We start from the raw sequence: 24,717 nt of genomic DNA on the forward strand, positions 1-24,717 counted from the left end.
CTACAGGTGATGGAAATGCAGATCAAACGAACGATAGAGAAAATCCCAGGCGGCATGATGCTGGTGCCGCTTTTTTTGGGCGCGTTGTGTCACACCTTTTCCCCCGGCGCCGGGAAATACTTCGGCTCCTTTACCAACGGTATGATCACCGGTACGGTGCCTATTCTGGCGGTCTGGTTCTTTTGTATGGGGGCGTCGATCAAGCTAAGCGCCACCGGTACCGTGCTGCGTAAATCAGGCACGCTGGTCATAACCAAGATCCTGGTAGCGTGGGTGGTCGCGGCGATTGCTTCACGTATTCTGCCGGAACATGGTGTAGAAGTTGGTTTCTTCGCCGGCTTGTCTACGCTGGCGCTGGTGGCCGCCATGGATATGACCAACGGCGGGCTGTATGCCTCGATTATGCAGCAGTACGGCACCAAAGAAGAGGCCGGGGCGTTTGTCCTGATGTCGCTGGAGTCTGGCCCGCTGATGACTATGGTGATTCTGGGAACCGCCGGGATCGCTTCGTTTGAACCACACGTGTTTGTGGGGGCCGTATTACCGTTCCTGATTGGCTTTGCGCTGGGAAATCTGGACCCTGAGCTGCGGGAGTTCTTCAGCAAAGCGGTGCAGACATTGATTCCTTTCTTTGCCTTCGCGCTTGGTAACACCATTGATTTGAGCGTGATTGCGCAGACCGGTGTACTGGGTATTTTGCTGGGCGTGGCGGTAATTATTATTACCGGTATTCCATTGATTATCGCCGATAAACTGATTGGAGGCGGCGATGGCACAGCGGGGATTGCGGCCTCCAGCTCAGCTGGTGCGGCGGTCGCTACGCCAGTGCTGATTGCTGAAATGGTTCCGGCATTTAAACCGATGGCGCCGGCAGCAACTTCCCTTGTCGCCACGTCGGTGATTGTGACCTCCATTCTGGTGCCGATTATCACTTCCATCTGGTCGAAAAGAGTTAAAGCCAGGGCGGCGGAAATTGATATTCGTAGCGCCGTGAAGTAAGCCTCTTTTGCCGGATGGTCTGTTCCATCCGGCTTAACGATTTACGCTTTGACGACAAATACCTCATCGATGGTCCGACACTCACCCTCGTTCAACTCTCCGCCGGCATTTCGTGACACGCCGGTGCAATAGCCAAACTTACGCGATACCACGGTTTTGATGGTGGTGACGAAATCTTCGCCGATGGCGTAGATGGACATGTAGGTGCCAATCTGGTCCTGAATGTCGCGAAGTGCTGTCAGGTCGCCCTGTTTAAATGCTTCCCGTGCGCTGACAAACAGTTCAGGCATGACGTTGTTTAATCCTGAAATTACCCCCGCGCCGCCTGCCAGCAGGTTAGGAATGTAGTATTCGTCATAGCCGGACAACACGGCAAAATCCTCCCGTACGGCGCGGGTGGTCTGGATCATACTGCGAGTATGGGACTGGCAGTCGACGGTATCTTTAATGCCTGCGAAGTTGGGGAACTCGGCGGCGAGGGTGGCAACCAGTTCAGGTGTTAAATCGCAGCCAGTGCGCGCCGGAAAGTTATAGGCAAACCATTTACCGCTGAGCTTCTGCCCCAACTGACGGAAGTAGCTCAGCAGCTGTTTTGCCGTTTGCCCATAGTAGTAAGGCGGCAGGATCATCACGGCATCGTAATCGGCGCGATACGCTTCCTGCGCCATCAACAGCACATCATTCTGGCAGGTGGATGAGACGTTGGCGACCATCTTCAGCGAGCTCATAGCGCGGGCCTCGCGGATTAGTAACAGCTTTTCTTCGAGCGTAAAGGAGGCAAATTCCCCGATGCTACCCATCAGCAAAATCACGTCGATTTTGGCCTCGGTAAGGCGTTTGAGATGCTGGCTTAGACCGTTAAGATCGATCTTGCCGTCATTATCCATTGGCGTAATGGAAGGACACCAGACGCCAGCAAATTGCGATTGACCAGTCACGTTGTTGACTCCTTATTTGAAATGATGTTTCAAAACCAGATTACATTGATAGCATGTGTCCCTAAGTTTCATGTGAACCGTGCTCTCATTTTGAGCGACTGGGGTAAAATAAATGTGGTGTAATGGGGGAAATTTATCGGGAGAGGGAACAGATGCGATATCCGGTCGATGTTTTTACAGGCAAGGTTCGGGACTACACGGGAAGCCGTCCCAGCGCGATTGCTAAGGTCCAGGTTGACGGCGAGCTGATGCTGACCGAACTGGGGCTGACGGGTGATGAACAGGCGGAAACGAAAATTCACGGTGGGCCGGATCGCGCGCTGTGCCACTATCCGCGTGAACACTATCAGCACTGGAGACAAGAGTTTCCGGAGCAGGCAGAGCTCTTTGTCGCGCCCGCGTTTGGCGAGAATCTCTCTACTCAGGGGCTAACGGAAGAGAATGTATTTATTGGCGACATTTTCCAGTGGGGAGATGCGCTGATTCAGGTCACGCAGCCGCGCTCGCCGTGCTTTAAGCTGAATTTCCATTTTGGCATCAGCGATATGGCTAGCCAGATGCAGGATGCAGGCAAGACGGGCTGGTTGTGCAGCGTCATCGCTCCAGGCCAGGTGTCGGCGGACGCGCCGTTGATCCTGGCTTCACGCGTCAGCGACGTCAGCGTGCGGGAGGCGATTGCCATTGCCTGGCATATGCCGTTTGATGACTCACAATATCACCGTTTACTCTCGGCTGCCGGGTTATCGAAAAGCTGGACCAGAACGATGCAAAAGCGTCGTTTAAGCGGCAAGATCGAAGACAATTCCTGCCGTTTGTGGGGAAAATAAAGCCATTCTGGCCATGCAATTAAATCAGGTGGTAACACCTGATTTGCCTTTCTCGTGGTTCTTATCTCTGCATACTAAGGCGGGTTAAAAAACCTGCTTGTCACGCCATGTTTTCAGTCCATTCTTGATACCTGGCCCACAAAAAGAAACTCTGCGTTGAAAAAAAACTTGAGTATTTCCTGCACTCAAATATCTTAGCTTTAAATTGGTTTAAACCAGATGAGCAAGATGAAAAAGAAAAACAATGTTGATGTGCTTAGAGAGCGCTTTGAAAGCTGGTTAAACGAGAATAATTTGCCAGCGGGCTCTAAATTGCCTTCGGAGAGAGAGTTATGTGAGTTGCTGGATGCGAAGCGCATGACCTTACGTCAGGTTCTGATTGAGCTTGAGATCGATGCGCGTATCTTCCGAAAGAACCGCAGTGGTTGGTTTATTTCATCGAAGCGATTTATTTATAATCCCAAATCACTTTCCAGCTTTAATGCTGAAGCCTGTGCTCAGGGGCGCAAGCCTTTTTGGGGGTATTTAACCAAAGAAACGATTGCGACGGTTCCGCACCATGTTGATGATGTTTTTCTCTCCTCCGGTGATCGCTATTTAGTTACCGGTTGGTGTGGTCTTGATTCGCATAAAGTGTTTTACCATGAGTCCTATATTGATGCTGATGTTGCGCCAGGATTCATTAACAAATTGGGCAATCAGTCTTTTGCCAGCGTCTGGGAAGATGCGTTTGGTCATGCTTTAAATATCAAAGAAATGATTTTTAAACCGGTCAATATGCCAGAAGTGGCCTGCAAAGAGTTGGGCGTTGCGCCTAATACTTATGGAATTTTAGTAGAAAAACATCGGGCTACCCGAGATAAAAAAGTGGTTCAGGTTGATTTTGAATACTGGCGACTTGAATCTGTGGAACTTGTTATTCGTGATGAATGAGAAAAATAATGGGAAAATGCAACCAAGAACTTCTCGCTGAACGTGCGAGAAATATACCACTGTACCTACATGCTTATGCCTTTCATCTGAATATGCGCTATGAGAGAGTCCTTCCGGGCGATCTTCTGGATATTGCGCATCAGCAACAATTAAAGGGAGTGAAAATACATGTTGAGGATGGTGAGTCCCAATCGCTGCAGAAACTAAACGATCGGCAGTTGCACGATTTTAAAGAAAAGGCCAAAAAATATAACCTCGATGTACATATTGAAACGAGCGCATCGGACAAGGTGACATTGACGGATGCGATCCGTATTGCTGTGGCAACTGGCGCAACTTCAGTACGTTTCTACCCCCGCTATGAAGGACATCTCAACGATGTCATGGCAAAGATTGCCAATGATATTGCGTGGTTGTCTCAGTATGACGATTGCGGACTAAGCTTTACTATCGAACAGCATGAAGATCTGCAAGGCCATGAACTGGTGACGCTGGTTAATAATAGTGGAATGAAGAATCTCTCTATTCTTTTTGATTTTGGCAACATGATTAACGCCAATGAGCAGCCGCTTTCTGCGTTAGAAGTTATGTCCCCTCTAATCACTCAGGTGCATATCAAAGACGCAAAAATTATTAAAGAAGGTAAAGGCTGGGGGCATGAGGCTTGTCGTTCAGGATACGGTGATTTACCAATGGAAGAGATGCTTAAGGCATTATTACTTTTAGGTGAGGACAAGCCGCAAGTAAATGCTTTTGGTCTGGAAGAGGAAGTTGAATATTATGCTCCGGCATTTCGTTTTGATGATGAAGGTGATAATCCCTGGATCCCATGGCGCGATGCAAGCTATACGCCGCTGCCCGACAGTAACATGATTGATGCGCGACTGGCGCAGGAAAAAGAACATGCTCTTGCTCAAATAAAGTATATCCGTGATTTATGCGACAAGTTTACAAGTAATAAATAAACTTCTTTTAATATTATTAAATGCGAAAAGGGTTATGAAAATAACTCTCTTAATTTATTAGTTATATGATTTAATTTAAATATTTCTCTCAACAAGCAATGAGGGTTTAATTATGTTCATGAACAAATGGGCAAGGCTCTGTTTTTTAATTTTAGGCGGCGGCACAATATTCAAACTTTCAAGTATGAAAGACGTTTTCTATGTGCCAATGCAAAGTGACTGGGGTTTAACCAATACGCAAATTGGTTTAAGTTTTACTGTTTATACGATTGTTCAGACAACCGGGCTTTTTCTGTCGCTCTATATCGCAGACCGTTATTCCAAGAAAATATTATTACCATTTGGTCTGATCGGCGTTGGGCTATGCGGTTTATATTTGGCGACGCTACCGTCATTTACCGGTTATCTTATTTGCTTTGCCGCAATGGCGTTCTTTGCCGATGTGGTTTATTGGCCGGTGTTATTGAAAGCTGTGCGTCTGCTAGGTACGCAAGAAGAACAAGGGCGCATGTTTGGCTTTTTAGAAGCCGGACGTGGCGTGGTGGATGTTATCGTCGCTTCTGGCGCTCTGTTTGTTTTCGTCCAGTTTGGTGAAGGTAAAGCGGGGATGCAGGCGGGTCTGTTGTTTTATACGGTCATTACGCTTGCGGCAGGTATTGTGACGTACTTTATTGTCGATGATGACAAAGTGAAAGGCGGCGAGAAAACCAGTGCCAACATGGAAGTCTTAAAGGGTATCAAACATGTGTTGTCCTGCCCTAACGTCTGGCTGGCTTCTTTAGGGATTTTCTTTGTTTATGCCGCGTACTGTGGCCTGACTTACTTCATCCCATTCTTAAAAGATATCTACATGCTGCCGGTAGCGCTCGTCGGCGCGTACGGCATCATCAACCAGTATGCATTGAAAATGGTGGGAGGGCCGATTGGTGGGCTGCTGGCGGATAAGGTTGCTAAATCACCTACGATTTACCTGAAGTGGACGTTTCTGATCTCTGCTGCTGCTATGGTTGTTTTTATGCTGTTGCCACATCAAACGATGAATGTGTATATCGGTATGGCGGCGACGCTTGGATTTGGGGCGATTATTTTCTCACAGCGCGCCATTTTCTTTGCACCAATGGATGAGATTGGTACCCCGCGTGAATATGCCGGTTCGGCGATGGCATTTGGCTGTATCATCGGTTATATGCCCGCCATGTTTGCGTATACGTTATACGGTTATTTACTGGATACCAATAGCGGCATCACGGGCTATAACTATGTCTTTAGCGTGATGATTGCGTTCAGCTTAATGGGCTTTATCTGTTCGACCATTCTGGTGAAGCGGATTAAAAAGCAAAAGCTAGCGGCTGCGACTGTGGCAGCATAATGTGAGAACTTCCCCGGCATTACGTTACCGGGGAAGCCTGTTAAGCGCGTTTATACAGCGGCAACCAAATTACCAGCCGTAAACCACCCAGCGGGCTGTCTTCGGCTTTCACCCAGCCACGATGCTGTTGGATTGCGGTTTCAACAATCGCCAGACCCAGACCTGTTCCGCCAGACTCGCGATCGCGCGCCTCATCGGTACGATAGAACGGACGGAAAATCTGTTCTCGGTCTTCAGGGCTAACGCCCGGGCCATCGTCGTCGACGGTGATGGTAATCCCATCGATATCCACCGCGAAGCCAACTTCAATCTGCGTGTGTGAATAACGCAGGGCATTGCGCACAATGTTTTCCAGCGCGCTTTCCAGCGCATTTGGGTTGCCGTACAGTGGCCACGGACCCGGCGGGAAATTCACCGTGAGTGATTTACCCATCTGCTCGGCTTCAAAGGCGGCGTTATCCAGCACTTCGCCCCACAGCTGATTGGCTTTCACCGTTTCACTGACCAGCGCGTTTTTCTGCTGATTGCGTGACATCACCAGCAGGTCGTTGATCATGCTGTCCAGTCGATGAGCTTCTGTTTCAATACGCTCCAGCTCTTTGCTTTCACCGCTACGACGGCGCAGCAGCGCGGTGCCCAACTGCAGACGCGTCAACGGCGTTCTCAACTCGTGAGAGATGTCCGACAGCAGGCGTTGCTGCGAGGTCATCATTCGCTCCAGCGCCGTCACCATCTGGTTAAAGCTGGCGCCTGCCGCCAGAAATTCCTGCGGACCGGCTTCCAGTTCCGGATGCTGGCGCAGGTTGCCCTGGGCCACCTCATCCGCCGCGTTTTTCAACTTACGCGCCGGTTTCGCCAGACTCCAGGCAAGCCAGAGCAATAGCGGAGAGCTGACTAACATGGTGACAATCAGCAACAACAGCGGTCGGTCGAACAGCAGATTGATAAAGTCAGATTGTGAGCTGCTGGCAGGTCGAATGAGATACAGCTGGTAGTTATCTTCGCCGTCTCTGACGGAGAAAGGCCCGACCATCTCAACGCGACCGTATTTTTTCTTTTGCGGATGGTCGGCGTTATCGGCCTGACCAATAAAGTTACGAATGATCTGCATTTCGTTGCGTTCTGCGCCGATCACGCGTCCTTCCGTCGTAACAAGCAATAACCGCTGTCCTGGCGGCGCCCACTTGTCTATCGCCCGAAACAAGCGACGCCACCACATCAAATCGTTGGGTGGATCGTTCGCCAGTTCAGCTTCAACGTGTTGCTCAATCATCAACCCCTGGCGCTGCTCGCTGTCCAGTAGCTCGGTCATCTGGCGTGAATCAAGCTTGGGTAACATCAGTACCAACATCAACACCAGTGCCAGCGTCAACCAGAAGATGGCAAAGATGCGCGCGGTTAAGCTCCCTATCATGAAGCGGAGACCATCAGGTAGCCGCGACCGCGCAGGGTTTTAAACCACGGGTGTCCGTCTTTACGTTCTGGCAGCTTACGACGCAGGTTCGAGATATGCATGTCGATCGCGCGATCGAAAGGTGTCAGGCGTTTGCCCAGCACTTCCTGGCTCAGGTGTTCACGCGAAACCACCTGACCGAGATGCTGTGCCAGCAAATAGAGCAGGGTGAATTCGGTGCCGGTTAATTCCAGGGTTTGCCCGTCAAAGCTGGCTTCCTGGCGACCCGGATTAAGGCTTAACGCATCCACTTCCAGAGTCGGCGAACCGTTGTCGCTGTTCTGCTGCTGTTCGCTCCAGTGTGAGCGACGCAAAATAGCGCGGATGCGCGCGACCAGTTCACGGTCGTTAAACGGTTTGGGTAAATAGTCGTCCGCGCCCAGCTCAAGGCCAAGTACGCGATCCAATTCGCTGCCGCGAGCGGTCAGCATGATTACGGGTGTCTGGTGTGTCTGACGAAGTGCTTTCAGCGTATCAATGCCATTTTTCTTCGGCATCATGACGTCGAGCAAAAGTAAATCGATGCTGTCATCCAGAAGCTCAAGCGCCTGTTCCCCATCATAGGCAACCAGCACATCGAAACCTTCCATTTCGAGCAACTCCTTTAACAGGGAAGTCAGCTCTCGGTCATCATCAACTAACAGGATTTTATTCATTGTTTACGTACCTCCGAGGCAGAAATTACGTCATCAGGCGTCGCTAATCTATGACTTTACGTTGTTTTACACCCCCTGACGCATGTTTGCAGCCCGAATCGTAAACTGTCTCTCGTTGAATCGCGACAGAAAAGATTTTGGGAGCAAGTGATGGGCAAAGTTACCGCTGCCGTCATGGCCTCAACGCTGGCACTGAGTACTTTAAGCCATGCAGCTGAAGTCGTCACAGGCGATCACTGGCACCTGGGTGAAGGCTCCGCGCAACGCAGCGTTCAGAGCCACATGTTCGACGGTATCAGTTTAACCGAACATCAACGTCAACAGATGCGAGATTTAATGCAGCAGGCAAGACACGAACAGCCTCCTGTTAATGTTAGTGAAATGGAGACAATGCATCGCCTTGTCACCGCAGAGAAATTTGATGAACGCGCTGTGCGCGCTCAGGCAGAAAGAATGGCGCAAGAACAGGTTGCCCGCCAGGTTGAAATAGCCAAGGTTCGCAACCAGATGTATCGCCTGTTAACGCCCGAGCAGCAAGCGGTTTTAAATGAGAGACATGAACAACGAATGGAGCAACTGCGCGACGTAGCGCACTGGAAAAAAAGCTCATCGTTGAATTTATTGAGTAGTAGCAACTCACGTTCCCAGTAGTAACCCTGTTTTCCTTGCCATAGACACCATCCCTGTCTTCCCCCACATGATGTGGGGGTTTTTTTTGCCCAAAATTTGTCACTCGGTTATTGCCTGACTGTTTTACTTCATCCGTTATACTAGCGGCATATCCTGGCAGGAGTGTTTATGAATCAAACCTATGGGCGGCTGGTTAGCCGGGCGGCAATCGCGGCGACCGTAATGGCATCGCTGTTACTTTTGATCAAGATTTTTGCGTGGTGGTACACCGGATCGGTCAGTATTCTGGCTGCGCTGGTGGATTCTTTGGTGGACATCGCCGCGTCGTTAACCAACCTGTTGGTGGTGCGCTATTCTTTGCAACCGGCCGATGATGAACATACGTTCGGACACGGAAAAGCGGAATCGCTGGCGGCGCTGGCGCAAAGCATGTTTATTTCCGGTTCGGCGCTGTTTTTATTCCTGACCGGGATTCAGCATCTCATCCAACCCACGCCAATGAAAGATCCTGGCGTCGGGGTGGTTGTCACCATCATCGCGTTAGTGTGTACAATCATTCTGGTCTCGTTTCAGCGCTGGGTGGTGAAGCGCACGCAAAGTCAGGCCGTTAGGGCGGATATGCTTCATTATCAGTCTGATGTTATGATGAACGGTGCGATTCTCGTGGCGCTTGGGCTGGCATGGTACGGCTGGCATCGCGCAGATGCCTTGTTTGCGCTCGGGATTGGCATCTATATTTTATATAGTGCATTACGCATGGGTTATGAGGCGGTACAGTCTTTGCTGGATCGCGCTTTACCCGATGAAGAACGTCAGGAAATTATTGATATTGTGACGTCATGGCCTGGAGTCAGCGGCGCTCACGATCTTCGCACGCGGCAGTCAGGGCCGACCCGCTTTATTCAGATTCATTTGGAAATGGAAGATAATCTGCCGCTCGTTCAGGCGCATTTAGTGGCTGAACAGGTAGAGCAGGCAATTTTACGGCGTTTCCCGGGATCGGATGTCATCATTCATCAGGATCCCTGTTCGGTCGTACCCAAGGAAGGCAAGATGTTTGAGCTTTTATAATTCGTTGTAAAAAAAGTGAACCGGGCCAGCATTTTGTGTATAAATTACCACCATTTGGCCTGACCTGAATCAATTCAGCAGGAAGTGATTGTTATACTATCTGCATATTCGTTGGATCGTTTCGATATGCGGAATCGACTTCCGGCAGCAGATTTCATTTTGCATTCCAAAGTTCAGAGGTAGTCATGATTAAGAAAATCGGTGTGTTGACAAGCGGCGGTGATGCGCCGGGCATGAACGCAGCAATCCGTGGTGTTGTACGTGCAGCGTTGACGGAAGGGCTGGAAGTCATGGGGATCCATGATGGCTACCTGGGTTTGTATGAAGACCGTATGGTTCAACTTGACCGCTACAGCGTGTCCGACATGATCAACCGTGGCGGTACATTCCTCGGTTCTGCCCGCTTCCCGGAATTCCGCGACGAAAACGTGCGTGCCGTGGCTATCGAAAACCTGAAAAAGCGTGGCATTGACGCGCTGGTTGTTATCGGTGGTGACGGTTCATACATGGGGGCAAAACGCCTGACTGAAATGGGCTTCCCATGCATCGGTCTGCCGGGCACTATCGACAACGATATCAAAGGCACCGACTACACCATCGGTTATTTCACCGCTCTGGGTACCGTAGTCGAAGCGATTGACCGTCTGCGTGATACCTCTTCTTCTCACCAGCGTATTTCCATCGTTGAAGTGATGGGCCGCTACTGTGGCGATCTGACTCTGGCGGCTGCCATTGCTGGTGGCTGTGAGTTCGTGGTGGTTCCGGAAGTGGAATTCAGCCGTGACGATCTGGTTGCTGAAATCAAAGCAGGCATCGCGAAAGGTAAAAAACACGCGATTGTGGCGATCACTGAGCACATGTGTGACGTTGACGAACTGGCGCATTACATCGAGAAAGAAACGGGTCGTGAAACGCGCTCAACCGTACTGGGTCACATCCAGCGTGGTGGTTCTCCGGTGCCTTACGACCGTATCCTGGCGTCCCGTATGGGCGCATATGCCATTGAACTGCTGTTGGCAGGTCACGGCGGTCGCTGTGTAGGTATTCAGAACGAGCAACTGGTTCACCACGACATCATCGACGCGATTGAAAACATGAAGCGTCCGTTCAAAGGTGACTGGCTGGACTGCGCGAAAAAACTGTACTGATTGTTTTTTCCGCGCCTGATGGCGCTAAGCGCATCAGGCCTACAGGTTGTAAAGACTTGTAGGCCTGATGAGCCGCTAACCACCATTCGGCACTATTCCCCGCATTTATTCCCCCAAGTTATAGCAAATCTTTTTTTATTCTTTAATGTTTGGATACCTTTCTGGCACGCTTTGCTCATCACAACACCACATAAGAGAGCTGGGCGATGAACAAATGGGGCGTAGGGTTAACATTATTGCTGGCATCGACCAGCGTTCTGGCAAAGGATATTCAGTTACTTAACGTATCGTACGATCCAACGCGTGAATTGTACGAGCAGTACAATAAGGCCTTTAGCGCGCACTGGAAGCAGGAAACGGGCGACAACGTCGTGATCCGCCAGTCGCATGGCGGTTCGGGTAAACAAGCGACCTCCGTCATTAACGGTATTGAAGCCGATGTCGTGACGCTGGCGCTGGCTTACGACGTGGATGCCATTGCTGAACGTGGTCGTATCGATAAAAACTGGATTAAGCGTCTGCCGGATAACTCCGCGCCATACACCTCCACCATCGTTTTCCTGGTCCGCAAAGGCAACCCCAAACAAATTCATGACTGGAACGATCTGATCAAACCAGGCGTGTCGGTCATTACGCCAAACCCGAAAAGCTCAGGCGGCGCACGCTGGAACTATCTGGCGGCATGGGGCTACGCCTTGCACCACAACAACAACGATCAGGCCAAGGCACAAGACTTCGTGAAGGCCCTGTATAAGAATGTTGAAGTGCTGGACTCCGGTGCGCGTGGCTCAACCAATACCTTCGTTGAACGCGGTATCGGTGATGTGCTGATCGCCTGGGAAAACGAAGCCCTGCTGGCGACAAACGAGCTGGGCAAAGACAAATTCGAGATAGTGACGCCGAGTGAATCTATCCTCGCGGAACCAACCGTTTCTGTGGTCGATAAAGTCGTGGAAAAGAAAGACACCAAAACGGTGGCGGAAGCCTACCTGAAATATCTCTACTCACCGGAAGGTCAGGAAATTGCAGCGAAAAACTACTATCGTCCGCGTGATGCAGACGTTGCGAAGAAATACGAAAATGCATTTCCGAAGCTGAAACTGTTCACCATCGACGAAGAGTTTGGCGGCTGGACGAAAGCGCAGAAAGAGCACTTCTCTAACGGTGGTACGTTTGACCAGATCAGCAAGCGCTAAATAAGTCTGTGATTTACCGACCCGGTGGCATAACGCGACCGGGTTTTTTATTTGTCATGGTTTTGCGTTACTCTTGCCCTTCAATGAGATACAGGGAACGCGTAATGAAAAAAGCAGGCTATCTTTTACTGGCGGTGATTGTAGTCGCCGCTGCTGCAGGTATCGGGTACTGGAAATTCACCGGTAACCCGGACGCATTACGCCAGATTGTTCTTCAGCAATGCCTGCCGCACCAGTTGCAGCAGCAGGATCCCACGCCGTGCGCCGAAGTGAAGCCGGATGCCGGATATGTGGTGTTCAAAGATCGTAACGGCCCACTGCAATACCTGTTGATGCCGACCTGGCGTATCAACGGAACGGAAAGCCCGTTGCTGCTGAAATCAGGTACGCCGAACTTTTTCTGGCTGGCCTGGCAGGCGCGCAGCTTTATGAGCCAAAAATACGGTCAGGAAATCCCTGACAAAGCGGTATCGCTGACCATTAACTCGCGTAGCGGGCGTACGCAAAATCATCTGCATATTCATATCTCCTGCCTGCGAACCGATGTCAGAAAACAGCTGGATGACAATCTGGCGAAAATCAGCACTCGTTGGCTGCCATTACCGGGTGGGCTGCGCGGTCATGAATATCTGGCGCGTCGCGTCACGGAAAATGAACTGGCGCAACGCAGCCCGTTTATGATGCTGGCAGAAGAGGTGCCGGATGCGCGTGAGCACATGGGCAGCTATGCGCTGGCGATGGTGCGTCAGAGCGATGAGTCCTTTGTCCTGCTGGCGACCCAGCGCAATCTGTTGTCGCTCAATCTCGCCTCCGCTGAGGAAATTCAGGATCATCAATGTGATATTCTGCGTTAACCCCACCTAATCTGGCATTTACTCCGCATGTCTGTCCCCGTATTCTTGTTGAAAAAAACAACAGGAGACAGGCATGTCGCTCTGGCTTACACACCCTCTGTTTATCCCCTCTCTGGTGGTTGGCATTACTATCCTGCTCTGGGCGACGTCGCTACTGCCGGAGTTTATAACGGCGCTGCTGTTCTTTGCCGTAGCAATGGTCGCCAAAATCGCACCTGCGGATGTGATCTTTGGCGGATTTGCGTCTTCGGCATTCTGGCTGGTCTTTAGTGGTTTTGTGCTGGGTATCGCGATTCGCAAAACGGGGCTGGCGGACAGGGCGGCGAGAGCGCTGTCATCGCGATTGACCGATTCCTGGCCTTTAATGGTAGCGAGCGTGGTGCTGCTCAGTTACGCGCTGGCGTTTGTGATGCCGTCCAATATGGGGCGTATTGCGCTGCTGATGCCGATTGTTGCCGCAATGGCGAAGCGTGCCGGAATTAACGAGGGTACGCGCGCCTGGTATGGTCTGGCGCTGGCCGTCGGGTTTGGGACGTTCCAGCTTTCCGCGACCATTTTACCCGCGAACGTGCCAAATCTGGTAATGAGCGGCGCGGCGGAAGGCTCTTACGGCATCCACCTCAATTATCTTCCCTATTTGCTGCTGCATACGCCGGTTCTGGGCTGGCTTAAAGGCGCGGTGCTCATCATGCTTATCTGCTGGCTGTTCCCTGGCAAGCCCCACGCACCGCGCGATCTCACGCCAGCGGAACCAATGAGCCGGGATGAAAAACGCCTGGCCTGGATGCTAGCAGTGGTGCTGCTGCTGTGGGTAAGTGAAAGCTGGCACGGTATAGGGCCTGCGTGGACCGGGCTGGCGGCGGCGGTTATCACGCTGCTACCACGGGTTGGTTTTATCAATGGCGACGAGTTTTCCTCCGGGGTAAATATCAGGACCTGCATTTACGTGGCGGGGATTCTGGGGTTGGCAATTACCGTTACCCAGACCGGCATTGGCAATGCAGTGGGCGAGGCGCTGTTACAGGTGATGCCGCTGGATGCGGAAAAACCATTTACCAGCTTTCTCGCGCTGACCGGCATTACCACCGCACTCAATTTTATTATGACGGCGAACGGCGTTCCGGCGCTGTATACCACTCTGGCGCAAAGTTTTGCCGATGCGACTGGGTTCCCGCTGCTGTCGGTGATTATGATTCAGGTATTGGGGTATTCCACACCGCTACTGCCGTATCAGGCTTCGCCGATTGTGGTGGCGATGGCGCTTGGGAAAGTGCCTGCGAGGGCGGGGATGCTGCTGTGTATCGCGCTGGCGACGGCAACATATCTGCTTCTTCTGCCGCTGGATTATCTGTGGTTTAGCGTGTTGGGTAAGTTGTAAAAAAAGCCCGGTAGCGCTAACGCTTACCGGGCCTACAGTCTTGGAGGACGGGTCAGCGAAGCGCTACCCGCCTCAACAGCATTACGCCTGTTTAGCCGCTTCTGCTGCTTTAACGATGACCGCGAAGGCATCTGCTTTCAGAGAAGCACCGCCAACCAGCGCGCCATCGATATCCGGCTGAGCGAACAGTTCTGCTGCATTAGCTGCGTTTACGGAACCGCCGTACTGGATGATAACTTGTTCAGCGATTTTCGCGTCAGCTTTAGCAATGTGGTCACGAATGAATTTGTGAACAGCCTGAGCCTGAGCAGGAGTTGCAGATTTACCGGTACCGATAGCCCATACTGGTTCGTAAGCGATAACGACGCCTTCGAATGCTGCCGCGCCCTGAGTTTTCAGAACGGCGTCGATCTGACGTGCACAGACTTCTTCAGTTTTGCCCGCTTCGTTTTCTGCTTCGGTTTCACCGATGCACAGAACCGGAGTCAGACCTTGTTCTTTCAGTACGGCGAATTTTTTAGCGATCAGCTCGTCAGACTCTTTGTGGTAAGTACGACGCTCAGAGTGACCGATAATGATGTACTGCGCGCCGATATCTTTCAGCATTTCAGCACTTGTTTCACCGGTAAATGCGCCAGACAGGTTCAGGTCAACGTTCTGCGCGCCCAGGATAATGTGGCTACCGGCAGCGGCGTGTTTCGCCAGGTCGATATACATTTCCGGCGGAGCGATTGCTACTGCACAGCCAGCAACGCCAGCCAGTTCTTTACGCAGATTAGCAACCAGTTCGTTTACCATGTGGCGGCTGCCGTTCAGTTTCCAGTTACCCATCACTAAAGGATGTCGCATTTCATTTCTCCACGCTTGTCAGCGAATTAAGGAATATGGCCGCCCGTCAGGGCAGCATGGTCTGTGAAACAGTATAGAGATTCGTCTGCGGAAAGGCTTTGCTTTTTGTCATCAATTCGCCTTCTCAAGACTTTCTGATAGTGCCAGCTTAATCGGTTCAACAGCGAAGGTCAGCCCTTTTTCACCGTTATCTGCCACAACATAGCGAATTGCGCCTTCTGTTTCGGCGTAATAGTGTTTACCTTTGCCGGCAGCGAGCAGTTTTTGCAGCTTTTTCTGGCTCTGCTCTTTCGTCAGTAGCGGGGCGACGGTACGAATGACGGCGGTCATGTATTCCAGCGCTTTCGCTTTGGCCGCCTTTTGTTCTGGTCCCTGAATCGGCAACCAGGTTATCTGCATACTTTTGATTTTTAGCGTGCCGCGCTCAAGGGCGGAGGACGCATACAGGTTTTCATTGATTTTACTGGCCGCGCGGGTGAGGTTTGCCCGATCGCGGCTGCTGTCGATGGCGCGGAACTCATTCAGGATAAGCTTCGGATTCTGCGTATTAAAGTTTTCGCGAAACTGGCTAATCGACAGGTCAAAGGTCGGCGCACCCGCCAGTAAATAGGGGGCCGTGGTTGCCGTCGATGGCTCTTCCGCCCGTGCCGCAACGCTCGCGGTGAAGGCTGAAAACAATAATAAAAACAGTGTAAATCCTTGCTTCATCAATCGTACCTTTCGTTATGACTGCTCACGATTAAAACGGTAACTGTCGGGCTTGTCAAAAGGGTAAACTGTTCTGGAAGGTAATAATAAAGGAACTTACATGACCATACAGCAGTGGTTATTCTCATTTAAAGGGCGCATCGGGCGCCGTGATTTCTGGATTTGGATAGGTCTGTGGATCGTCGGAATGCTGGTTCTGTTCTCGCTGGCGAGCAAGCAATTACTCGATATTCAGACTGCGGCATTTTGTCTGGTTTGTCTGCTATGGCCGACGGCGGCAGTGACGGTAAAACGCCTGCACGATCGGGGACGTTCTGGAGCGTGGGCGCTGCTGATGATTTTGGCGTGGATGCTGCTGGCCGGAAATTGGACGATGTTACCCGGCGTCTGGCAATGGGCGGTTGGTCGCTTTGTTCCGACGCTCATTCTGGTCGGTATGCTTATCGATCTGGGCGCGTTCGTTGGCACCCAGGACGAAAATAAATATGGTAAGGATACGCAGGACGTAAAGTACAAAGCCGAGCGCCAGTAGTTGTCGACCGGAGAAGCGCAAGCGCCGCCCGGCAACCCTCACCAGTAGTGCTCAGCAGTCATATGGCCCGGTCGACGGCGCAGGTGTTTGGTCATCTGCCGGGTCTCTTTCAGCAGTTGCTGCGTGTCGCGTACCATTTGTGGATTTCCGCATAGCATCACATGGCTGGTTTCTTTATCCATTGGCAGCCCTACCGCCTTTTCCAGTTCACCGCTGTCAATCAGCGCCGGTACACGCCCGGTCAGCGAATCTACGGCTGTCTCACGGCTAACAACCGTCTGGATGCGTAATTTACCTTCGTAGCGCTTTTCCAGCGCCTGCATCAATGGCAGGTAGCTCAAATCGGCGGCATAGCGTGCGGCGTGGACCAGCACCAGATTTTTAAAGCGACCCAGATCTTTGCCTAGTTGCAGAATCGACAAATACGGGCCGATAGCCGTGCCGGTTGCCAGCATCCATAGCGTTTCGCAATCAGGGACTTCATCCAGCACGAAGAATCCAGCGGCCTCACTCACCACCTGAACTTCATCGCCAGGCTTTAGCGCCGCCAGTTGAGGGCTGAGTTTGCCGTCGGGAACCGTCACCAGATAAAATTCTAAGTCGGGGTTATCGGGCGCATTCACGTAGGAATAGGCGCGCTGGACGCGCTCACCGTCGATCTCAAGGCCAAGCTTGGTGAACTGACCTGCAGTGAAAGGAAGAACCGGAGCTTGCACGGTCAAACTAAACAGGGCATCGGTCCAGTTCTGCACCTTTGTGACTTTGCCTGTTACCCAATCTGCCATGGTTTTCTCCTGTCTGCTTTGATTGCCTTATCTTCGTTCGTTGGACGAAAGATTTCCAGCCCGGATGGGCTGGAAGGCTCTATTGATCAAATCAATTACAGGATGTGCGCCTGCACATCGGGATCTTTGCGATCGAGGTAGTGAATCGACTGAATGCGGCGGATCGTGCGTGATTTGCCGCGGATCAACAGCGTTTCGGTGGTTGCGATATTGCCTTTACGGCTAATCCCTTCCAGCAGATCGCCTTTGGTGATGCCGGTAGCGGAGAAAATGACGTTGTCGCTGCGCGCCATTTCATCCAGACGCAGCGCTTTGCCCGCTTCAATGCCCATCGCGGTGCAGCGGGCCAGTTCCTGTTCGCCAATACGACGGTTCTCTTCGCTGTCGCCTTTGACGTCATGGCGCGCCAGCAGGCGGCCCTGCATGTCGCCGTCCAGCGCGCGGATGACGGCCGCGGAAACCACGCCTTCCGGAGCGCCGCCAATACCGTACAGCACGTCAACTTCGCTGTCTGGCATACAGGTCAGAATCGAGGCCGCAACGTCGCCGTCAGGAATGGCGAAGACGCGCACGCCCAGTTTCGCCATCTCTGCAATAACCTCGTCATGGCGTGGTTTTGCCAGGATGGTGACGGTCAGGTCACTCAGTGGTTTGTTCAGCGCGGCTGCAATGTTTCGTAGGTTGGTTTCCAGTGACAGGTTCAGGTCGATGGACCCTTTTGCGCCAGGGCCGACAATCAGCTTTTCCATGTACATGTCTGGCGCGTTCAGGAAACAGCCTTTATCGCCTACAGCCAGCACCGCCAGCGCATTCGCCTGGCCCATTGCCGTCATACGCGTGCCTTCGATAGGATCGACGGCGATGTCGACCGCATCACCGTGGCCGGTTCCGACTTTCTCGCCGATAAACAGCATCGGCGCTTCATCAATCTCACCCTCGCCAATCACGATGGTGCCGTCGATGTTGACCTGGTTGAGCATAATACGCATGGCGTTCACCGCCGCGCCATCAGCGGTATTTTTATCGCCGCGGCCCAGCCATTTATAGCCAGCCAGCGCGGCCGCTTCGGTCACGCGTGAAAATTCAATGGCAAGTTCTCGTCTCATTGCAAACTCGTAGCTGAAAGGAATGGCGCGAAGTGTAGCACAGGGGAGGGGACTAGATTATTGATGTGTGTGCGGGGTTGCCCCCGCACGAAGATATTGCCGGACAAGGTAACGTCTCCATCCGGCAATGACGAATTACTCGTCGTGATCTTCCCACGCCATGGCGCGTTTGACCGCTTTTTTCCAGCCGCTGTAACGGAAATTACGCTCGGTGGTTTCGATGCCAGGGCGGAATTCACGCTCGATGACCGCTTTCTCCTGCAGTTCATCCAGATTCTGCCAGAAACCTACTGCCAGACCGGCAAGGTAAGCCGCACCCAATGCGGTGACTTCGCGGACTTCCGGGCGCTCAACGCGCGTGCCGAGAATATCGGACTGGAACTGCATCAGGAAGTTGTTGGCGACCGCACCGCCATCAACGCGCAGGGCGTGCAGGCGAATACCGGAGTCAGCCTGCATCGCTTCCAGTACGTCACGGGTCTGGTAAGCGATAGACTCAAGCGTTGCGCGGATGATGTGGTTGGAGTTTACGCCACGGGTCAGGCCGAAGATGGCTCCGCGTGCATACGGGTCCCAGTACGGTGCGCCAAGGCCTGTGAATGCCGGAACGACGTATACGCCGTTGGTGTCTTTCACTTTGGTGGCGAAATATTCAGAGTCGAATGCATCGCTGATGAGTTTCATTTCATCGCGCAGCCACTGGATGGATGCGCCAGCCATAAATACCGCACCTTCCAGCGCGTAGTTCACTTCCCCGGTCGGTCCACAGGCGATGGTGGTCAGTAGTCCATTTTCGGACTTAACGGCTTTCTCGCCAGTGTTCATCAGCATGAAGCAGCCGGTACCGTAAGTGTTTTTCGCCATCCCTTCCTTCACGCACAGCTGGCCAAACAGAGCGGCCTGCTGGTCACCGGCAATACCGGAGATAGGAATACGAATGCCGCCTTTACCACCGATGTTGGTCTGGCCGTACACTTCAGAAGAACGACGCACTTCTGGCAGCATTGCACGCGGAATATCCAGCGCATCCAGCATCGTGTCATCCCAGTCCAGGGAGTGGATGTTGAACAGCATGGTACGAGAGGCGTTGGTGTAATCCGTTACGTGTACGCGTCCCTGCGTCATTTTCCAGATAAGCCAGGTGTCTACCGTACCGAACAGCAGTTCGCCGCGACGAGCGCGCTCACGTGAGCCTTCCACGTGGTCGAGGATCCACTTCACTTTAGTGCCGGAAAAGTACGGGTCAATTACCAGACCCGTGTTATTACGGATGTACTCTTCCATACCGTCGCGCTTGAGCTTTTCGCAGATATCCGCGGTACGACGACACTGCCACACAATTGCGTTATAGATAGGTTTACCGGTCTCACGCTCCCAGACGATGGTGGTTTCACGCTGGTTGGTAATACCGATCGCTGCAATTTCATCGGAACTGATATCGGCTTTCGCCAGAACTTCTACCAGCGTGGAGCTTTGGGTCGCCCAAATTTCCATTGGGTCATGTTCTACCCAACCTGCTTTCGGGTAGATTTGCTCGAATTCGCGCTGTGAAACGCTAACGATATTCGCATCGTGGTCCATTACGACCGCGCGGGAGCTGGTGGTGCCCTGGTCGAGCGCAACGATATATTTTTTTTCAGTCATGATTATTTGTCCCGTAGTCACATTACTGCGAAGCTTTTTGTTGAGTGTTGGTCGCTACGTCTTTCTCTTCAATCGCGCAGACATCGCACGGTAAATGGCGACCAATCAGTTTGCGATATGCCCATGCGCCTAAAATCGCGCCGGTAATCGGGCCAAACACCGGGACCAGGAAGTAAGGGATATCACGACCACCCGTGAAGGCAATCTCACCCCATCCGGCCATCCAGGCGAAGAGTTTCGGTCCGAAGTCACGTGCCGGGTTCATCGCAAAACCTGTTAGCGGACCCATGGAAGCACCAATAACGGCAATCAACAAGCCGATCAGCAGTGGTGCCAGCGGACCACGAGGTACACCGTTACCATCGTCGGTCAGAGCCAGAATCAGCCCCATTAGAATAGCGGTAATGACCATTTCAACCGCGAAGGCCTGCACAAAATTGATATGCGGGTTCGGATAGGTCGAGAAAGTACCTGCCAGACCCAAGCTTTCGGTACTGCCGCGCACGATATGGTTAGTTTGTTCGAAATCGATGAAAAGATTGTAATAAAGCCCGTAAACCAGTGCCGCTGCGCAAAAGGCGCCGGCAATTTGCGAAATAATAAAAGGAGCAACTTTGCGTTTATCAAAACAGGCGAACAGCCAGAGTGCGATGGTTACCGCTGGATTCAGGTGTGCACCAGAAACGCCTGCGGTCAGATAGATAGCCATCGCTACCCCCAGACCCCAGATGATACTGATTTCCCACTGACCAAAAGTAGCCCCAGCAACTTTGAGTGCAGCGACACATCCCACACCGAAGAAAATCAACAACCCGGTACCGAGGAATTCAGCAATGCACTGGCCTTTTAAGGTTGATGTTTGACTCATAATCGGATCCTGAAGAGAGTTTAATGTTTATTGTATGCGAGAAGGTCACTGACATCCCCGGAGCCGGTAGGCACACTGTTAATTTATCGTTAACGCTCAAAAACGAGAAATATCGAAATTGAAATGTGTGTACTCCATCAACAAAATGAGCGTTATCGCGCCATTTCGCGGTATTTGTTATACAAAAATAGTGTGAGCTGAATCATTTCAATGATCAATTCGTTAACACTTAAGAGTTATGATAGTAATGTCACCAGGAGAAAGACGAAAAGTGTTGCAAACCGCAATCTGCGCGGGATGCCGCTGGACAGGGATGACGCGGCTTCATACAATCGGTGTTAAGTAGAGTGCGCTCGTTTTTATTAAGGCGTCGCCGGTTATCGGGACGAGGATTTTTATCCATCAACGCCTTGCAATTCAGGAGAGGTATGACGATGTCATTAGAAGTGTTTGAGAAACTGGAAGCAAAAGTACAGCAGGCGATTGATACCATCACGCTGTTGCAGATGGAAATCGAAGAGCTGAAAGAAAAGAACAACTCACTGTCGCAGGAAGTTCAGTCTGCACAGCAGCAGCGTGAAGAGCTGGAGCGTGAGAACAACAACCTGAAAGAACAGCAGAACGGCTGGCAGGATCGTCTGCATGCCCTGTTGGGGCGTATGGAAGAAGTCTAATCCTCGTCATATTTCACGTTATGGCGGCGTTGGCTGCGTACATTCACCCCAGTCACATAGTGGCCTATGCTCCTGGGGATTCACTTACTTGCCGCCTTGCCCTGACGCGAAATCTATAGAGGATGTAGAATGCGAGTGCCTGTAGGCCGGATAAGGCGTAAGCCGCCAACCGGCAATCAGTGACAACGCATAAAAAAGGCACCTTGCGGTGCCTTTTTCACTTACTCGATATCGAGCGGGTCTTCGGAGAGGATTATCCCGGTGTTGTCGGCGTACAGGTGGTCGCCGGAGAAGAATGTCACGCCGCCAAAGTTGACGCGCACATCGCTTTCCCCAATCCCCTCTCCTGAAGCACCTACCGGAATTGCGGCAATCGCCTGAATGCCGATATCCAGTTCTTCCAGATCGTCTACCTGGCGGACTGAGCCGTAGATGACCAGACCTTCCCATTCATTCTGTACGGCCAGTCGTGCCAGTTCGGCATCGACCAGCGCACGACGGACAGAACCGCCGCCATCGACCAGCAGAATGCGACCACGGCCATTTTGTTCGAGCAGATCGTACAGCAACCCGTTGTCCTCGAAACATTTTACCGTGATGATTTGTCCGCCAAACGACGACCGTCCTCCAAAGTTAGAGAACAGCGGTTCCACGACGTTGACATCTTCCTGATAGATGTCACAAAGCTCGGATGTATCGTATTTCATAGGCTTAACGTTCAGTTGCTGCGAGAATTTTTAGTATATCGCGCTATGTGTACTGTTGGCAAAATCATCAATTGTTAATTGATATTTGTCAGTTAAAGAGACCACTGACTTAAGAAAATTCCAACGACAAACAGCAAGTTAGTTAATAGTGCCGCTTTTACGGTGCGTTCCAGCATCGGACGCATTGCCGCAGGATCCATTTCGCGCATCACGTAACGCGCCTGTTTGAAAAGCAGCGGAGCGGCAAGGATAAACAGCCATCCCCACAGACTTTGTAGCGAAAACAGGTTAAACAGCGCCAGGCAGACCAGCGTACCCATCAGCAGGCAGGCATGGTAGCGGCGGGCATTGACGGCACCTAAACGTACTACCAGCGTGTTCTTGCCGTTCTCTCTGTCGCTGTTGATATCGCGCAGGTTGTTGACGTTGAGCACGGCAGTTGCCAGCAGGCCACAGGCGGTGGCAGGCAGAATCAGCGCCGGAATCAGCGTATGCGCCTGCAGATACCAGCTTCCCATCACGCTAAGCCAGCCAAAGAATACCAGCACGGAAATATCGCCCAGACCGATATATCCGTAAGGGCGATTACCCACGGTGTAGGTGATCGCCGCGATAATCGACAGGCCACCAAGTACCAGGAAACCGACAAAATCCGCCAGCGTGTGACAGGCCACAGCAACCAGGGCCAGACCCGACAGACAGATCAACACCACGGTAACGATCAGCGCACGCTTCATCTGCTGTTGGGTGATAACCCCTTTTTGCATACCGCGCAGTGGTCCAATGCGGTCGGGCTTGTCGCTGCCTTTGACGGCATCGCCATAGTCGTTAGCGAGGTTGGACAGAATTTGCAGCAGTCCTGCCGTAATCAATGCCAACAGAGCAACCAGCGGATCGAAGTATCCTTGCCACCATGCTAATGCCGTACCGACGATGATCGCCGCGAAGGCGAGCGGTAAGGTCTTAGGTCGTAAACTTTCCAGCCAGGCTTGTGAGCGGCTAATTTTTTGTTGTTCAGTCATATTTAGCGCCAATAAAAATGGGGCTTTATCAGCCCCATCAACAGTGATGAAAATGCATTGAACGCGATTATAGGATAAAACGGCTCAGATCTTCATCTGCGACCAGCGCATCCAGATGTTTGCTCACATATTCGGCATCAATTGTGATGCTTTGGCCGTTTAAATCGCTCGCATCATAGGAAATATCTTCCATCAGACGCTCGAGAACGGTATGCAGACGACGTGCACCGATGTTTTCGGTGGTTTCATTGACCTGCCAGGCCGCTTCGGCAATGCGTTTAATGCCCGATTCGGTGAAGTTGATGTCCACACCTTCGGTCGCCATCAGCGCTTTGTACTGGACGGTGATGGAGGCATTCGGTTCGGTAAGGATACGCTCAAAATCGCTGGTGGTCAGCGCCTGCAGCTCGACACGAATCGGCAGACGACCCTGCAGTTCCGGGATCAGGTCAGACGGTTTCGCTACCTGGAATGCGCCAGAGGCAATAAACAGAATGTGGTCTGTTTTCACCATACCGTGTTTAGTGGAGACCGTGCAGCCTTCAACCAGCGGCAGCAGGTCGCGCTGTACGCCTTCACGGGACACGTCCGGGCCGGAGGATTCGCCGCGCTTACAGATTTTGTCGATTTCGTCGATAAACACGATTCCGTGTTGCTCAACGGCGTCGATAGCTTCCTGTTTCAGCTCTTCCGGATTCACCAGTTTGGCCGCTTCTTCTTCAATCAGCAGCTTCATCGCGTCTTTGATTTTCAGCTTACGCGGTTTTTGCTTCTGACCGCCCAGGTTCTGGAACATGGACTGTAGCTGGCTGGTCATCTCTTCCATTCCCGGAGGCGCCATGATTTCAACGCCCATCGGTGCGGCCGCGAGATCGATTTCGATCTCTTTATCATCCAGTTGGCCTTCACGCAGTTTTTTACGGAACGCCTGACGCGCTGCAGAAGGTTCCTGCGGCTGCTCTGACTGTCCCCAGTTATTTTTAGCCGGTGGGATCAGCACGTCGAGAATGCGCTCTTCCGCCATCTCTTCGGCACGGAAGCGGTTTTTCTCGATGGCCTGAACGCGGACCATTTTGATGGCAGCATCGGTCAGATCGCGGATGATAGAGTCAACTTCTTTACCAACATAGCCGACTTCGGTGAATTTCGTTGCTTCAACTTTGATGAACGGCGCGTTGGCCAGTTTTGCCAGACGACGGGCGATTTCGGTTTTACCGACGCCGGTTGGGCCAATCATCAGAATGTTTTTCGGCGTAACTTCATGGCGCAGCTCTTCGTTGAGCTGCATGCGGCGCCAGCGGTTACGCAGGGCAATCGCCACGGAACGCTTAGCGTTGTCCTGGCCGATGATGTGTTTGTTCAGTTCGCTGACAATTTCGCGTGGGGTCATTTCAGACATGGGGGA

25 protein-coding genes are annotated in these 24,717 nt (G+C 52.0%); 13 read left to right on the top strand and 12 right to left on the bottom strand.

Annotation, left to right across the window (positions count from 1 at the left end):
* Positions 1-15: 15 nt before the first annotated feature.
* Positions 16-999: a 2-keto-3-deoxygluconate transporter gene (kdgT, locus tag OGV93_RS00325; protein ID WP_016155204.1), complete on the top strand. Its 984-nt coding sequence runs from the start codon at positions 16-18 to the stop codon at positions 997-999.
* Positions 1,000-1,040: 41 nt separating this feature from the next.
* Here kdgT and OGV93_RS00330 read toward each other — a convergent pair whose 3' ends face one another.
* Positions 1,041-1,937 carry a dihydrodipicolinate synthase family protein gene (locus OGV93_RS00330; protein WP_016155205.1) on the bottom strand — a complete coding sequence of 299 codons (897 nt, stop codon included), beginning with the start codon at positions 1,935-1,937 and terminating at the stop codon, positions 1,041-1,043.
* 152 nt (positions 1,938-2,089) lie between these two features.
* Here OGV93_RS00330 and yiiM point away from each other — a divergent pair, with 152 nt between their 5' ends.
* The 4 genes from yiiM (at position 2,090) to OGV93_RS00350 (ending at position 6,031) form a co-directional block, all read left to right on the top strand.
* Entirely contained in the window at positions 2,090-2,764 is a 675-nt protein-coding gene (yiiM, locus tag OGV93_RS00335; RefSeq protein WP_101700774.1) for a 6-hydroxyaminopurine reductase, read from the top strand.
* Between the two features lie 228 nt (positions 2,765-2,992).
* Positions 2,993-3,697, top strand: coding sequence for a GntR family transcriptional regulator (locus OGV93_RS00340; RefSeq protein ID WP_019077919.1), 705 nt, complete (start codon positions 2,993-2,995; stop codon positions 3,695-3,697).
* Positions 3,698-3,705: 8 nt separating this feature from the next.
* Positions 3,706-4,662 (top strand): sugar phosphate isomerase/epimerase family protein, encoded by a 957-nt coding sequence (locus tag OGV93_RS00345; protein WP_049040558.1) that lies wholly within the window; start codon positions 3,706-3,708, stop codon positions 4,660-4,662.
* A gap of 118 nt (positions 4,663-4,780) precedes the next feature.
* Positions 4,781-6,031 (top strand): MFS transporter, encoded by a 1,251-nt coding sequence (locus OGV93_RS00350; RefSeq protein ID WP_101700791.1) that lies wholly within the window; start codon positions 4,781-4,783, stop codon positions 6,029-6,031.
* Between the two features lie 40 nt (positions 6,032-6,071).
* Here the strand turns inward: OGV93_RS00350 and cpxA are convergent, their stop codons facing one another.
* Both cpxA and cpxR read right to left on the bottom strand, forming a co-directional pair.
* The gene (gene cpxA, locus OGV93_RS00355; RefSeq protein ID WP_016155210.1) at positions 6,072-7,445 is read right to left on the bottom strand and encodes an envelope stress sensor histidine kinase CpxA; all 1,374 of its coding nucleotides are present in this window, start codon (positions 7,443-7,445) and stop codon (positions 6,072-6,074) included.
* Complete coding sequence (gene cpxR, locus OGV93_RS00360) at positions 7,442-8,140, bottom strand: envelope stress response regulator transcription factor CpxR (RefSeq protein ID WP_006686193.1); 699 nt, start codon at positions 8,138-8,140, stop codon at positions 7,442-7,444. Before cpxR ends, cpxA begins: the two co-directional genes overlap by 4 nt.
* A 150-nt stretch (positions 8,141-8,290) precedes the next feature.
* On the opposite strand from cpxR, the gene cpxP reads away from it, so the two are divergent.
* From cpxP to OGV93_RS00390, 6 genes are all read left to right on the top strand, one after another.
* Entirely contained in the window at positions 8,291-8,791 is a 501-nt protein-coding gene (gene cpxP, locus OGV93_RS00365; RefSeq protein ID WP_016155211.1) for a cell-envelope stress modulator CpxP, read from the top strand.
* A 147-nt stretch (positions 8,792-8,938) separates the two neighbouring features.
* Entirely contained in the window at positions 8,939-9,841 is a 903-nt protein-coding gene (gene fieF / locus OGV93_RS00370; RefSeq protein WP_016155246.1) for a CDF family cation-efflux transporter FieF, read from the top strand.
* 185 nt (positions 9,842-10,026) lie between these two features.
* Complete coding sequence (pfkA, locus tag OGV93_RS00375; RefSeq protein WP_003028778.1) at positions 10,027-10,989, top strand: 6-phosphofructokinase; 963 nt, start codon at positions 10,027-10,029, stop codon at positions 10,987-10,989.
* A gap of 206 nt (positions 10,990-11,195) precedes the next feature.
* Positions 11,196-12,185 carry a sulfate/thiosulfate ABC transporter substrate-binding protein Sbp gene (sbp, locus tag OGV93_RS00380; RefSeq protein WP_016155247.1) on the top strand — a complete coding sequence of 330 codons (990 nt, stop codon included), beginning with the start codon at positions 11,196-11,198 and terminating at the stop codon, positions 12,183-12,185.
* A gap of 104 nt (positions 12,186-12,289) precedes the next feature.
* Entirely contained in the window at positions 12,290-13,039 is a 750-nt protein-coding gene (locus OGV93_RS00385) for a CDP-diacylglycerol diphosphatase (RefSeq protein ID WP_019077918.1), read from the top strand.
* Between the two features lie 73 nt (positions 13,040-13,112).
* Positions 13,113-14,417, top strand: a complete 1,305-nt coding sequence (locus OGV93_RS00390) for an SLC13 family permease (protein ID WP_103284381.1) — start codon at positions 13,113-13,115, stop codon at positions 14,415-14,417.
* A gap of 81 nt (positions 14,418-14,498) precedes the next feature.
* On the opposite strand, the gene tpiA is transcribed toward OGV93_RS00390, so the two are convergent.
* Together tpiA and OGV93_RS00400 are read right to left on the bottom strand one after the other, a co-directional pair.
* A complete protein-coding gene (tpiA, locus tag OGV93_RS00395; protein ID WP_003028783.1) occupies positions 14,499-15,266 on the bottom strand; it encodes a triose-phosphate isomerase in 768 nt (255 codons plus the stop codon).
* Between the two features lie 111 nt (positions 15,267-15,377).
* Positions 15,378-15,974 carry a YiiQ family protein gene (locus tag OGV93_RS00400; protein WP_016155250.1) on the bottom strand — a complete coding sequence of 199 codons (597 nt, stop codon included), beginning with the start codon at positions 15,972-15,974 and terminating at the stop codon, positions 15,378-15,380.
* A gap of 100 nt (positions 15,975-16,074) precedes the next feature.
* On the opposite strand from OGV93_RS00400, the gene OGV93_RS00405 reads away from it, so the two are divergent.
* Entirely contained in the window at positions 16,075-16,506 is a 432-nt protein-coding gene (locus tag OGV93_RS00405) for a DUF805 domain-containing protein (protein WP_016155251.1), read from the top strand.
* A gap of 38 nt (positions 16,507-16,544) precedes the next feature.
* On the opposite strand, the gene fpr is transcribed toward OGV93_RS00405, so the two are convergent.
* The 4 genes from fpr to OGV93_RS00425 form a co-directional block, all read right to left on the bottom strand.
* On the bottom strand, positions 16,545-17,291 hold the full coding sequence (gene fpr / locus OGV93_RS00410; RefSeq protein ID WP_185655074.1) for a ferredoxin--NADP(+) reductase: 747 nt from the start codon (positions 17,289-17,291) through the stop codon (positions 16,545-16,547).
* 95 nt (positions 17,292-17,386) lie between these two features.
* On the bottom strand, positions 17,387-18,397 hold the full coding sequence (glpX, locus tag OGV93_RS00415; protein ID WP_016155253.1) for a class II fructose-bisphosphatase: 1,011 nt from the start codon (positions 18,395-18,397) through the stop codon (positions 17,387-17,389).
* Positions 18,398-18,532: 135 nt separating this feature from the next.
* Positions 18,533-20,041, bottom strand: a complete 1,509-nt coding sequence (gene glpK / locus OGV93_RS00420) for a glycerol kinase GlpK (protein WP_016155254.1) — start codon at positions 20,039-20,041, stop codon at positions 18,533-18,535.
* Between the two features lie 22 nt (positions 20,042-20,063).
* A complete protein-coding gene (locus OGV93_RS00425; RefSeq protein ID WP_016155255.1) occupies positions 20,064-20,909 on the bottom strand; it encodes an MIP/aquaporin family protein in 846 nt (281 codons plus the stop codon).
* 428 nt (positions 20,910-21,337) lie between these two features.
* On the opposite strand from OGV93_RS00425, the gene zapB reads away from it, so the two are divergent.
* A complete protein-coding gene (gene zapB / locus OGV93_RS00430) occupies positions 21,338-21,583 on the top strand; it encodes a septal ring assembly protein ZapB (protein ID WP_019077914.1) in 246 nt (81 codons plus the stop codon).
* A gap of 221 nt (positions 21,584-21,804) precedes the next feature.
* Here the strand turns inward: zapB and rraA are convergent, their stop codons facing one another.
* The 3 genes from rraA to hslU all read right to left on the bottom strand — a co-directional run bounded on the left by rraA (position 21,805) and on the right by hslU (position 24,711).
* Positions 21,805-22,290: a ribonuclease E activity regulator RraA gene (rraA, locus tag OGV93_RS00435; protein ID WP_008787034.1), complete on the bottom strand. Its 486-nt coding sequence runs from the start codon at positions 22,288-22,290 to the stop codon at positions 21,805-21,807.
* Between the two features lie 92 nt (positions 22,291-22,382).
* Complete coding sequence (menA, locus tag OGV93_RS00440) at positions 22,383-23,312, bottom strand: 1,4-dihydroxy-2-naphthoate polyprenyltransferase (RefSeq protein WP_016157915.1); 930 nt, start codon at positions 23,310-23,312, stop codon at positions 22,383-22,385.
* 67 nt (positions 23,313-23,379) lie between these two features.
* Entirely contained in the window at positions 23,380-24,711 is a 1,332-nt protein-coding gene (hslU, locus tag OGV93_RS00445) for an ATP-dependent protease ATPase subunit HslU (RefSeq protein ID WP_003028803.1), read from the bottom strand.
* Positions 24,712-24,717: the final 6 nt, after the last annotated feature.

Source organism: Citrobacter sp. Cb031 (assembly GCF_030336725.1).
Lineage (GTDB): Bacteria > Pseudomonadota > Gammaproteobacteria > Enterobacterales > Enterobacteriaceae > Citrobacter > Citrobacter braakii.